Here is a 12813-nt window from a genome sequence, read left to right on the forward strand (position 1 = left end):
TTTGTCAGTAAATTCAGAACCTGAAATATAATTTTGTGTATAATTTTCAGCGGCTTCTATTGCTTTATCATTAGAGGTTGCATTGACGAAAAAGAAAACAAATACAGCTAGAAGTGCGTTCGTTGCTATTAAAACTGTAATTATCGTTGTATAAAAAGAACTCTGTAATGACCAGACATCATCAACACTTAGTAGTGTTCCGCTTTTAACCATCTCACCTAGCTCATACAAATCGTGTCTATCACTAAAAGCATCAGGATCTGCTAATAAAAAAGACTCAGCAAATCCAGTGTACTTCAAAAGGGTCGGTGCTGAAAATTGTTGGAAAGCAACCCACACTATGAGTAAGCAAAAACACGCAGTAATTACACTTGTAATTACAACCACGAACCATGTTGAGGTTTTGTCATTCTTAGATGGCACTAGACTTCCATTTCGATTTCCACTTATTAAGTGATGATACCTTAAATAATGGACACTTAGAATAGATTTAAATCAATAATAATAGCTAGTTAGTTGTAAACAAGTCCAGTAACTATAGGCAATTTCACCAGTAATGATAGAGTCAGCAACTTGTTGTAATTTGTATATACGTTATATTCATGATTTAAAAGTAAATTTGTAAGCAACTATAAGTAAAAGAGAGCGTCATATGCAGCTCTTGGGCAACCTCAAGAAATACAAGCAAGAATATTAGTATTTACCCATAGATTGAACTTTAATCTAAACCAATCTATAAACAAAAATCCCGCTCGAAATGGCGGGATTTTGTGAACAACATAACATTAATTTTTCTTTGTCTTTAATAAAGATACTAGAGTTTGGTCTTCAATCATTTTTCGGATCATTGAAACGTCTGAGTCGATATTTGCATTTAACGCACTGGCTAGTTGTTGCTGCATACGGTCATTACCATTAGCGCGGTCGCGGTCTAATATGCGCTTGGCGATACTCGCATACAGTCCAGAAAGTTCACCGCTTGTAGGCAACACCAATTGCTTATCACGCGCTAATATTTCAATCATTGCGTGATAGGTATATTCCATTTGTCTTATGTCTGTAATCATTATATCAACGCCATTCTAGTTAATGCTGCATTCATTTCATTGCTCAGTGCGTATTCGTTTAGAACGCTGATTGAAATCACTGTTTGGTGCTTCTTGGTGATTAGGTCAATATTGATACGGCCTAGATCCTCGCTATCTGCTTCAACGATATATTCGTCAAACAATGCCGAGAAACTTTCGCTCTCGTTTAGTTCTTGCTCAAGCTCCTGTAGGTGTTCAAATGCTCTTTGTTGTTTAGTTCTTAGTGCCATGATTGCTTTTCTCTTAGTGCGCTCCATGATGATTTCATGAGCAGTATTAGTTGTATTTGTTTTCATAGTCTCATTCCCGTACGTGTGAGACTTAACCTCAACACGCTCATTATTGTGTTAGGTTAATATTGTGTTTATCGCAGTTGGTGCAGTGGTAACAACGCTCGCCCGTCTTGTTCTACAAGTTCACATTGTTGCTTGAACCAGTGATCCGCATGTTCATCGAGATAAGTCTCACGAATAGCCGAACCGCGCTTTATTAAGTCATACAACGAGCACCCAAACTGTTGCTTTTGTAGGTATTGGTTCTCTTGGTACTGGTTCTCAACTTCTTGGTGAAGTAGTTCCAGTTCTTCCATTAGCTCGAGTGTAAAGTCCACTGAGCGTCTTTCATGTTCAGTAAAGGCATTTTCACCTTTACGTTCTGCTGCTTGCTTACGGTAGATTGCGCGTTCACTACAACCTGTAATCTTGATGGTTTTATCAATTCCATATTCAGCTATAAGGTTTTCGATTTTGGTTGCTGGTTTAGTCATTACTGCCACCTTGTAGAGCGCGGTATACAGTCCCTCTTGATAAGCTCATGATCCTTGCAATTTCGGTAATGTTTGCGCCCTGAGAGTAAAGATCTCTCATGTAATCGTTGCGTTGTTTCTTAGTTTGAAAATTATCCATTTTCGATAACTCCTGCCATTTTGATTAAAGTTCCTGTACTGGTATTTAGTAAGGCTGAAGTGGATCAGAAACAGAGCAGGGATAGCACAAACAGTAATATTAGTTAGTGCTAAATCTGGAGTTAGTTGGGAAAATGTTGGTGTCAGAATGGCAGGATTCTTTAAAACATTAGGAATTACTTATAAAGGTTCTTTTAGGGTCGGTAGAAGCTTGACCAAATATTTGATTATGAGCATGTGGTTTTAATTGATATATCCCCATGGTGTCTCATCTAATGTAAACACTAAATGAGAAAATAAACTTTGCTTATTGTGTCTCATATAACGATAATGCCAATCATTAAGTGAGACACCTAGTCTTGCAGTTTAGATTTTGAACAAGGCGTTTATTAAATGACCATCACTGCTTATGTCCGTATTTCTGACGCAAACAAGCAAGACAGCTCGACCCAAAGAAAGGTCATTTCAGATTATGCTAAGGAATGCGGTCTAAAGATTGACAACTGGAAAGAGTTCCACATTTCTGGTTCAAAGACGAATGCGAAAACTCGTGGCATTGAAGACTTAGTGTCTTCTGTTGAGAATGATGACGCTGTCTTAGTATCAGATGTTGCTCGTTTAGGTCGTGATAATATTCACGCTGTGCTTAACACGATCACTTCTATTACCACACGAGGTGGTGCGCTTCACTTCTGTTATTCAAAGACCACCATTGCGCCAGAGGACACTAACGATCTTGCTAAGGTATTCATCGCAATTGGTGAAGCTTACGCGGCTGTGAAGTTCTCAGAGGAAAGGTCACTTAAAGCTAAAGCTGCTCACGCACGTAGAAAATCAGAGGGTCTTTCAAGTGGTCGTAAGGTAGGTGCTGAAGTAAAGCACAAGCTTGACGATCATGCGGTGGCTATTATGGGAATGATTGATAGTGGTATCAAGAAAACTACAATGATTGCTGAATTGGAAAAAATGGGGGTTGTAGTAGGTCGCGCGACTCTTTATCGCTGGATCGATAAACGTCTAGCTGGTCGTGGTATCAATAAGTAAAGTGCTGGACTGCATCGGTGTCATGCTTCTGGGATACTATTTCGGTGCAGACTTCCTTGAGTCAATTAGACACCATATTCGAATAACTAAAAGGCCTCAATCCATAATGGACTGAGGTCTTTTTCATTAAGTGCATTCTAAACAACTTTTCAGACTAGACATTAAATGGAATTAGAGAAGTCGAGAACGTCCGACCATGATCAATTGAGGAACCCGTTTTTCAATATTGTCAAAATCACTTATAGGGGGATACGCGCACGTATACTAAAACCACCATGATTTTTTAATTCCACAAAAATCGCCGCCAGAAAATGATTTCTAAAGTTGTGTTCAAAAAGTGTTCTATTGAATGTTGCGTGTAATGCACGTTGTTTAGTTGTGCTTTGGAAGAAAAGTGCTACAAAAATGAAGGGGCTATTCCATATAGATATTATATATGGAATAGAGCCACCAAAAATGTAGCAACCTTCGAAAACGGGACAAAGTACCGTTCGTTAGTATTTAATCTTAACAACATTAACTATTTTGCTTTCTCTAAACTTCTTCTTACCAAAGTCAATCGACATTAAGTTAGCATCAGGAAATGCAAACATTTTAGCAGTTGATTTACGTCTCGCAGTGTCAACCAAAACAACCTCATGAGTCTCAAGACCATGTTGCGCCATTAGCTCTGGTGTAGGTTTCAATGTCTTGAATTGGTCTACTGTCAATCCGTGGTCAATAAACGCTTTACGTTTATCAAGGATAGCTTCAACGCCCTGTGCTTTCATACTATCGACCACTGTTTCGACATTCGCATTCTTAACAGTATCTGACTTCACCGAACGACCATCGACTAATCCTAAGTAATCGTTAAGACTAACGGTCTCGCTGATAGGGAAGTCTAAAACTGTATTGAATAAACACACAACATTAGCACCATATCTAACAGGTCTAGCGCGGTGTATGCCTTGCTCAACCTCAGACCGAGATAAAAAGTCGTATATTGAATGGACAATAGGACAATCAAATCTACGACCTAGCGTCTTCTCGTGAATGCCATTCTTCATCTCACGGACAAACTCAGATTTGTCGTTGTAACTAAGATTAGGACTACCTAACTCTGGATAGAATGCGCGAAATATCAACTCGACACCGTCAACATTCATCTTATAGTCGTTGACCATTAGCAGCGTCTTACCGTCCTTTAACATACCGTGATACACGGCATTAGAACCACGACAAGCACCGTAAGTCATACTAAACTTAAGACCCATACTTTCAGCGATAGACTTAGACCCGATTGAGTAGCATTGACCGACCTTAGCTGCGATTGCTGCGACTTTCTTGTCAAACCGTGGTCTATTCTTATCGGACTGGATTGACGCTGTTAGCGATTGTTTGCTGCCTGTAGAGTTATGGACTTGGACAATATTTGCGTCTTTGTGCAACTCAACACACAAACGTCTAAAGTCAAACTCCACACCGTAACCACGGTTTAGAATATCTTCGACCGCGTGTCCGTCTAACTGGATAACAGAACCAGCAAGATTAACTTTCGACTTTCTGAAATACTTAAACATAAACTTCGCACCATTAGGCACGACCACGAAATGTCCATAGTTTTCTAACTTACATAACCGAGATAGACCTGTAATAGCATTGAAACTGTTAGGATTAAGACCGTGTCTTAGCATGTAATCACAACCTTTTTCAGTCGCAGATAACAACGCTCCGGCCTTATTATTCAGTCGTATTTCTTCATCAACCTTGAATAACAGCTCTAGCTCGCTTTCAACGAAAACCGCTATTTCTTCAGAAGTCCGAGCAACCTCAACCAGTTTACGAATAAACTCTAACTGATACTGTTTGCTGGTCTCACCACCTAGCGCATTGTATCCACGTAGCACCGCGCCATACTTAGCTTGGTCTTTATCGTCCTCTGGCAAATAGTTTCGCAACAAGTCAACTCTAAAGTCCTTGGTCTCGATTTCCTCAATGTCTGCTGTGGTAACAGCATCAACCTTAGCTAAGTCTTTCATAATGTCTTCATCGACTATCGACACAACTTTATCGGTATCTAAGACCACGTCTTGACGGTCTTGACTATCGCAATCACCTGACATAAGAATCACACCACAACCACGAGACCGAGTATTGATCCACGCTTCGCGGTTTTCAAAGTTGGACTTCTTACCGTGAGCGTATGCGTGGTTATATACTCGTATTTGAGCATCGGTGCGCATTTGTTGTAGATATTCGCATTTCGTACCGCACCCATTTAGACCGTGGATACATTCACCAGCGCAATAGTTAGCTAATAATGGAAACCCAGTCGAAGCGGTTTCGATCTGCTTCTGCTTCATCGTAGCAGCCATATGACACATTAAGCGGTAGTCGTGGTCTTTTGGATCTTCTGGCTCTTTATCAGTGTCGATAAAACTTTCTCGACCTTTGAGAGTCTGGATGCAGGTCGTGAACTTGCGATAAGACCAATTATCATTAACCTTGACCACTGGGCAACGGTTGAATAAATCCGCTTCAACTTCTCTCATGTCACGCTTATTATCTAAGTAATAAGCAACCTTGTAGCCGCCATTCACTATCTCGAAAACGCTATCTTTGACCGCTTCTGATTTACCAGTGCCTGGTGTTATTACCCACGCAAGAAACTGATCACCTTGACCGTCAATCTTCAAAACCATTTCTAAGATCCCGTCTTTGATAATTCCACTCGCAGCATCAAGCGAAACGCGCGTGTCATTGAAAGTCGGGGTCGGTATTCTTTCACTTGTCTTGATAAAGTCGTTGATCTTGATAAGCTGTTTTTCTTCTGGAATGTTAGAAACATTTTTGTTGAATGCTTCACTATTAGAAGCCCCTTGAAACGCTGCTGAAGCTTTATCTCTTGGACACCATGCTGCGCCATGTAGTCTTGACTTAAGCTTACTCAACTCGATTACAGCTCGGTCATAACCCACACCAAGACCCTTACAACAACACGCTAACCGATACGATTGATTATTTCCCTTAGACTTACTATTAGTAGCCAAAACGTCTTGGAGCATATCATCTGCAAACTTCTCGATCTTAGCATCAATCTTAGCGCGTCTTTCTTCTGAAAGCTCAGACCATCCGACGACCTCAACTTCGCCGCGTTTGTTATTAATCACTTTCTCAAGACGTCTTTTTTCTTCATCCAACAGCGCAACATCTTTTAGATATGGGTTAAGATCTTGGACGTGCTCTGCTTTAAAACAATCGACATTAGACTTTAAAATGAAACCATCACCGCCAGAAAAGAAGCAATTTGAGTTAGGTGTTGTTGGCATATGGTCATAGTAAGAACCTAAGTCGAGTTTGTTTAGAGTATCCTTAACAAACATACGACAAACCAACATAAACAGTCTTTTGGTTAATAGAGTCGACTCTAAGCTATGAACCCAGAAGCATTTGATCCCACCGTTTGGACTTTTAAACATAAAGAGTGGGTTGGTGTTTTCAAGCTTAGACCATACATTTTCAAATTCGCTTGACGGGACACCGTCTAAGTCAGCATGAATAATATTGCTTAGTTCAAACGTATCATATAGCCATTGACCGTTATCGGTTCTCTTGCGTGTGTTCTCGTAAATCGAGTGTGGAATGAATAGCGGAATGTGGTCATATTTCGAGACCGCTTCTTTACCGTAGATAACGACTTGCTCTTGATAAGACTTGATGTTGCTTGCGTACTCTTGAGAATGTAGCTTATTGATAATTTCCGTGATCGGTGTTGGTTTTACCCAGTTTTCACCAAAATTACAAAATCCGACTTTAAGGTCGGTAATGACATTACTTGTTTTGTTTTCCATTTGCGCGGGTCTCTTTAACAGCTCTGTGTTTAGTTAGAATGTAAGTAATGTGCTTAGTTAGCGACACATCATGCGGACGGTCTGCGTCCAGAAAGCCGAGCAATTTGACATCAATGTTCAACCTTAGCTGCTTGTATGATTTGCCATCGTAAAAAGTTTTGCTTGTCATTTTAGTTGTACCTTGTTTAGTAGTTGTAACACGTTGTCAGCTATTTGATTATTAGCTGGTGTTATCCAACTGCGTTTCTTGGCGTAGCGACAAACATGTTCTTTTGATTGCTTAACCTTACGAGCGCAAATAGTTAGACCGTATTGCTCATAGATTGGTTTTAGTGTTTCGTTCATACTCGATCCTTTTTTATCAATGTTCTTTGATATATTTATGTCGCCAAAAATAGCGAAAAACCTATTAATATTGAGTTATTCAAATGGTTGGATCGGTTTGCCTTGTGATTAATGCCTAGCTTTCTAGACACGTATTCGACATGTTGGAGGTCTAAAATATTGCGAATGTTGATATGATCATAGCGAGAATTGGTGTAAGCATAATTCTTTAACAAGTCATTCTTAATATTCAATATTAAGGTGTAAAAATTATCTGCTTTCTTGTTCGGTTTGACTGTTGGGAGTATAAAGAAAACCTCTCGAATGAGAGGCTTAAATGGTCTTCACGTTATGTTATATGCTTTCAGTTACATATGAGATGAGTACAAAAACCATACGAATCGAGGTTTATTCCCCGAGTCATTGATTTAGATCAAGTAAATCATGTTTCCTCTTGTATTTTTCAATGCGAAAATAAAGATCTAGATAATTTAGATACAACGCAGCAATGCGGTTAACTTCTATTCAATTACTGAATGTTATCTAAGTTCTGGCTTCGCCAGCGCGTACCGAAATTAATTACTTAATCTAATTCCAATTCATAAAGATCACTTTTAATATTAGCGGTCACTCTTGGATCACTGTATAAGTGAGCACTCTAAAATATAAGCTTCTACTTTTAATGACTATCAAAAGTAGGAGAGTTCAAATTCATGATAAAAGTAACTAAATGTTTTAATCAGAACTATCTGGTATCGTTGCAGTTTCTGCAGCTGTTTTAGCTAGTAAATCACATCTTTCATTTTCTGGGTGACCAGAATGACCTTTGACCCAATGCCAATTCACTTGGTGTCTTTGACATACTGAGTCGAGTCGTTCCCAGTACTGGCGGTTTTTAACTGGTTGACGCTGACTATTCATCCATCCTTTTGCTTTCCATCCTTTGATCCATTCGTTCATTCCCTTGATTACATATTGGCTATCAGTATATAGCTCTACCTTACAAGGGACTTTTAGCATCTCAAGACCTGCAATAGCTCCCAGCATTTCCATACGGTTGTTTGTAGTGTTCAGATAGCCTTCACTGAGTTCAAGTTTGTGCTTACCGTAGAGCATAACCACCCCATAGCCACCAGCGTTAGCTGATTTCCCGTTTCCTAGGCAACTACCGTCACTGTATATTTTTACTGTTTTCATATAGGTTTTTGACCGTATGTCTGTTTCTCTAAATCTAATTCTGCTACATGCTGACGTAGCAGGTCTCTAGTCGTGAATAAGTGTGCTATCTCTGGTTGGTGTTGTTTAATACCCTCTAGATCTTCATTGCTCACCATAGCCAAAGGCAGATACTGCTGATTACGCTGGGTTCCAGTCATTACTGCTGCAGCCATATTACCTGTAACAGCTGTATACACGAATGTAAATCGGTCTCCAAGCTTACCTATTTCGATTTTACTGAATATGCTTTGAATCAAGTCTTTAACCGAACTCCGCAAATCGGTATCTGACTCCACCAGTGCCGCATCAGATTGTTGATTCCACTCATCAAACAATTCCATGCTATAGGACTCAGTAGTTAACGCTGCAAGAGCCTTTTGTTCAGCATCAATGTCTATATTTAACTGGTCGATAACGTCTAATGTAGAAGTCATTGCAGGCGCTAAAGTAACAACCAATCTGGGATCAGAAGCAATCGCATTTTGAATGTCGGTAATGTTTTTTTGCTGCTCCTCTTTCTGAGCCAGCAAGCTATCAAGTGTACTTGTATCCTTTACAGTGTCAGTAAAGACCAAAGACTTGCATTCATTAAATAACACTCTTTCGGGATATGCTGCTTTTAATGACCAACCTAAGCAACCTGTAATCTTCTTGGTACGGTCGGAGCAGAATAGTCGAATAGTGGGCTTACCATGAGAATAATCTATCTGCTGGCTCACTGGTGAACCACATTGAATACAACGGGTGATACCGATACCTGTTAGCAATGATACCAATGTTGTATTTCTGCTAGGCGCAGCTTTACGCTTCACCTTTTGCAATGCGTAATAAGTGGACTTGTCCACCAGCGCAGGATAGTAGTTATCCATTACATAATCAGTGCCTTGTATTGATACGGTACGCTCACCATACAACGCTTTCTGTTTAGCAAACCCAGCGATAGTACTATGTCCCCAAGTCTTCTCTGAGTGCTTCTCCTTAAGCCATGCGCATACTTTCTTGATCCCATTACCTTGCTGGATTAATTTGATAACTTGCTTGGCAGTATCAAAGTATTCTGGGTGCGGTATTACTGCGAGATCCTTTTTCCTGATAGCAATCCACCACGGAACATTCCCCATACTTACCTTGTACGCGTATCCATCAGCGGTACGTACTCCGCGCTGGTGGTCTCCGATTACTTGGTGGGCTTTTGATAAAGTTCGGAATGACTTGGTTTTAGACTCGTTACTACTTCTTGAGAATACAAGTGTTGATCGTATCTCTGATAACTCACAATCAGGCTCATACAAACACGAATCCATTATTGAATAGATACGAATACCTGAAGTCATTAACGTACTATAGAGAGCTTTAGCTGTGCTTAGAGATTGGCGAGAAAGTCTGTCAAGCGATACCACTACAAGTATCGAACCTTGCGCTACATCACCACTAGTTACCGCAGCAAGAAATACTCCTAATTCACCTTTTAAGTGTTTACCACTGTAGGCAGAGGCAACGTCAGTGTAGAATGTTTGGGATATTGGTAAATTGTACTTCTCGCTTAGGTCGTTTAATACTTTCTCGTCTCGTTGGATTTCAAGACTTGAGCCATCTTTCTGAGAACTACTTGATACGCGAGAATAGCTGATAATTTGAGCTTGAGACACGATTGATTACATGATTTTAGTATGATTGACAGTAGTTTACATCAGTCAGTACATGATTCCAATAAGGGATCCCTTGACGCATATATTGGCTGTCGCTGGTTAATATTACCTGACACGGCACCTTTAATACCTCTAGCGCGATAATAGGTGCAAGTAGCTCCATACGGTTATTGGTCGTGAGAGAAAAGCCATCGGCCAATTCTTTGGTGTGTTTTTTGTACTTTAAAACGATGCCATAACCGCCAGGACCCGGATTTCCTAGGCAAGAACCATCGGTATAGATAGAGATCTGTTTCAGTCCAGTCATCAAGTTGCTACCATAGCTATAATTGCGGGCGAGTATACCCAAAAAATTTAACTGAGAAATGTAAAAATTCATATGAATATTGTTTCAAGTGCAAAGCGGCAGATTATTCTCGATACCGAAACCACGGGTATGAACCAATCCAGCGGTCCGGTTTATTTAGGTCACCGTATTATTGAAATTGGCTGTGTCGAGGTGATTAACCGTCGTTTAACCGGCCGTCACTATCATGAATATATCAATCCGCAGCAACCGATCGATGAAGAGGCGATTGCGGTCCACGGTATTACCAATGAGTTCGTGGCAGATAAGCCCAAGTTTCATGAAATTGCTCAGAGTTTTATCGAGTTTATCGATGGCGCAGAGATCGTGGCACATAACGCAAACTTCGACGTTAGCTTTATGGATCATGAATTCTCAATGCTACAGCCTCTTGGGCCCAAGACCACAGATATCTGTCAGGTGCTTGACTCCCTTGAAGTGGCTAAGTTTTTACATCCGGGGCAAAAGAACAACCTAGATGCCCTGTGTAAACGATACGGTATCGACAACTCGGCGCGTGATCTTCACGGCGCATTACTCGATGCCGAGATTTTGGCTGACGTCTACCTGTTGATGACTGGGGGACAAACCAAATTTAACCTTTCTAGTGAAAAAGCAGGACAAGAGGGCGGCGGGATTAATCGTCTAAGTCCAAATCGATCAAAACTTAAAGTGATCGCCGCATCGGCCGATGAACTGATTAGACACGAAGAGCGATTAGACCTAGTCGCAAAATCAGGACAATGCCTCTGGCGCGGATAACTGTCATTTTATGAGTCCCAATATGATTAGAAGAGTCAAACATTTTACGGCTTTTGTACTCTGCTACCTCTCTATTAGTGGAGTCGCACTGGCGAATGTGGTGCTCTCAAATCATGCTTCCGAACTGAAGAATCGTTTTCGAATTGATCATATGGTCGATTCGATGACCTTACTTATTCACCGTGAGTACGGTAGCGCTCCAGTGGTGATAGTGCGTCCAGATGGCAGCAAATGGTATGTTAATCGTCATCCCGAAGCCACTGTCACTTGGATGGAGGGATTAACCGGTGACATGATCACCATCAAGAAGCCTATGCCTGGTCCTTGGCAACTGCTCGGGCAAGTGGTCGAGGGCTCAGTGATTGAGAAAGTCTCGACGCTAACGGTTGATGTTGACGCCATTCCTCAGCCGCTCTTCCAAGGTGAGCGCCTTAAGTTAACGGCTCGATTGCTCGGTGATGAGCAGAAGGTTCGTTTGCCCGGTCTCGATTTTATGATGAACTGGACGGCGCGCTTTATCAGTAAAAATAATACCGCAGATGAAAACTACGCCGCAGGTACCATAATCGTTGGTGCATACCGAGACAACGGTGAGGCACTCGATGAGCAACCCGATGATGGTGTTTTTACAAGTGATTTAAATCTAGAGCAACCGTGGGGGGATTACACCTTACAGGTTCAGGCAAAAAACACTGTGCTTGAGCGTGAGTACTCACAGGAGTTTAGGTTGTCTAAAAGGCCAATTAGTGTGGCACTGTTAGAGACTGATAAGCCCGATTCAGGGATCTGGACATTAGACATTCAGATAGATGATGAAGTGCTATTGCTAGAGCAAACCCATCTCGAAGCGGAAATTATGGGACCTACCGGGAAGGTTATTCCGGTAACTGTGGCTCACTTAAGTGATAAACAGACTCAGTTTACTTTACCGAGAGTGATAGATTTCGGTAGCTATGATTTAAAACTCAATGCCGTCAGCACGACACGCGATGGCAGAGAGATCTATTTAACTCTACCAGAGCTATTCTTTAATCTTATCCAGCCACCAGAACCACCACCGAGTGAGGAGGAGCTCGCCGCTAGAGCCGAAGCGATAGCAAAGGCAGAGGAGCTGCAGGCGAAAGAGAAGGCTATCGTATTGCTTGTTTCGATTAATGTGGTTTTAGTGATTATTGGGATTGTGGTTTTATTGTTTATTCGCAAACGCAGTAATCTTAAAAAAGCATTAGCCGCTACGGAGGCGCGACTAGAAAAAGAGATCCGCCGAGAAAAGGTATTGCTCGAATTGGACCAAATCGATCTGACTATGCCGGAAGATACTGATAATCAAGTCGGAAAAAGCTAGTTTCTGTCGAAAAATGCTCTAGAAAAATCGAATTGTTCGTTTTTCGACTAGTCAGTAAAGATCTTATAAAAAACTTATTGACGGACTACCTCTCTCTACGTATTATTCACCGCACTTGATGTGGAGCGGTAGTTCAGTTGGTTAGAATACCGGCCTGTCACGCCGGGGGTCGCGGGTTCGAGTCCCGTCCGCTCCGCCAATCAAGTACTAAATTTTAGTTATTTGTTAGTGACATAACGAGTAACATTAGAAGTCAACATGATTGATTTCTAGCAAGGTTTTGGAGCGGTAGTTCAGTTG

Annotated in this window: 12 protein-coding genes, 1 tRNA gene and 2 pseudogenes; 4 read left to right on the forward strand and 11 right to left on the reverse strand. The window is 41.1% G+C overall.

Annotated features, from left to right (window positions below; translation table 11 throughout):
* The 5 genes from K5Q92_RS22415 to K5Q92_RS22435 all read right to left on the reverse strand — a co-directional run.
* Window positions 1-423, reverse strand: a 423-nt coding sequence (locus K5Q92_RS22415; protein WP_220771071.1) for a hypothetical protein, incomplete at its 3' end; no start/stop codon positions are given.
* 362 nt (window positions 424-785) lie between these two features.
* Window positions 786-1067 carry a hypothetical protein gene (locus K5Q92_RS22420; protein ID WP_220771072.1) on the reverse strand — a complete coding sequence of 94 codons (282 nt, stop codon included), beginning with the start codon at window positions 1065-1067 and terminating at the stop codon, window positions 786-788.
* Window positions 1067-1384, reverse strand: coding sequence for a hypothetical protein (locus K5Q92_RS22425; protein ID WP_220771073.1), 318 nt, complete (start codon window positions 1382-1384; stop codon window positions 1067-1069). Before K5Q92_RS22425 ends, K5Q92_RS22420 begins: the two co-directional genes overlap by 1 nt.
* A gap of 68 nt (window positions 1385-1452) precedes the next feature.
* The gene (locus K5Q92_RS22430) at window positions 1453-1854 is read right to left on the reverse strand and encodes a hypothetical protein (protein ID WP_220771074.1); all 402 of its coding nucleotides are present in this window, start codon (window positions 1852-1854) and stop codon (window positions 1453-1455) included.
* Window positions 1847-1993: a helix-turn-helix domain-containing protein gene (locus tag K5Q92_RS22435; RefSeq protein ID WP_220771075.1), complete on the reverse strand. Its 147-nt coding sequence runs from the start codon at window positions 1991-1993 to the stop codon at window positions 1847-1849. Before K5Q92_RS22435 ends, K5Q92_RS22430 begins: the two co-directional genes overlap by 8 nt.
* 392 nt (window positions 1994-2385) lie before the next feature.
* Between K5Q92_RS22435 and K5Q92_RS22440 the strand changes: the two genes are divergently transcribed.
* Window positions 2386-3036: a recombinase family protein gene (locus K5Q92_RS22440; protein ID WP_220771076.1), complete on the forward strand. Its 651-nt coding sequence runs from the start codon at window positions 2386-2388 to the stop codon at window positions 3034-3036.
* 494 nt (window positions 3037-3530) lie between these two features.
* Here the strand turns inward: K5Q92_RS22440 and K5Q92_RS22445 are convergent, their stop codons facing one another.
* From K5Q92_RS22445 to K5Q92_RS22465, 6 genes and pseudogenes are all read right to left on the reverse strand, one after another.
* A complete protein-coding gene (locus tag K5Q92_RS22445; RefSeq protein WP_220771077.1) occupies window positions 3531-6869 on the reverse strand; it encodes a hypothetical protein in 3339 nt (1112 codons plus the stop codon).
* Between the two features lie 165 nt (window positions 6870-7034).
* On the reverse strand, window positions 7035-7214 hold the full coding sequence (locus K5Q92_RS22450; RefSeq protein ID WP_220771078.1) for a hypothetical protein: 180 nt from the start codon (window positions 7212-7214) through the stop codon (window positions 7035-7037).
* Window positions 7215-7928: 714 nt separating this feature from the next.
* Window positions 7929-8390: a ribonuclease HI gene (rnhA, locus tag K5Q92_RS22455; RefSeq protein ID WP_220771079.1), complete on the reverse strand. Its 462-nt coding sequence runs from the start codon at window positions 8388-8390 to the stop codon at window positions 7929-7931.
* On the reverse strand, window positions 8387-9532 hold the full coding sequence (locus K5Q92_RS22460) for a recombinase family protein (protein ID WP_259649674.1): 1146 nt from the start codon (window positions 9530-9532) through the stop codon (window positions 8387-8389). Before K5Q92_RS22460 ends, rnhA begins: the two co-directional genes overlap by 4 nt.
* Before the next feature lie 177 nt (window positions 9533-9709).
* Window positions 9710-10060: pseudogene (locus tag K5Q92_RS24540) on the reverse strand (recombinase family protein); the annotation flags it as partial.
* Between the two features lie 52 nt (window positions 10061-10112).
* Window positions 10113-10367 (reverse strand): annotated as a pseudogene (locus K5Q92_RS22465) (RNase H family protein); the annotation flags it as partial.
* Between the two features lie 72 nt (window positions 10368-10439).
* Between K5Q92_RS22465 and dnaQ the strand changes: the two are divergent.
* From dnaQ to K5Q92_RS22480, 3 genes are all read left to right on the forward strand, one after another.
* Window positions 10440-11168 carry a DNA polymerase III subunit epsilon gene (gene dnaQ, locus K5Q92_RS22470; RefSeq protein ID WP_220771081.1) on the forward strand — a complete coding sequence of 243 codons (729 nt, stop codon included), beginning with the start codon at window positions 10440-10442 and terminating at the stop codon, window positions 11166-11168.
* 22 nt (window positions 11169-11190) lie between these two features.
* Window positions 11191-12513, forward strand: coding sequence for a TIGR03503 family protein (locus K5Q92_RS22475; protein WP_259649676.1), 1323 nt, complete (start codon window positions 11191-11193; stop codon window positions 12511-12513).
* 122 nt (window positions 12514-12635) lie between these two features.
* Window positions 12636-12712 (forward strand) — tRNA-Asp (locus tag K5Q92_RS22480).
* Window positions 12713-12813 lie beyond the last annotated feature (101 nt).

The sequence above is a fragment of the Shewanella sp. MBTL60-007 genome (genome assembly GCF_019654915.1).
Lineage (GTDB): Bacteria > Pseudomonadota > Gammaproteobacteria > Enterobacterales > Shewanellaceae > Shewanella.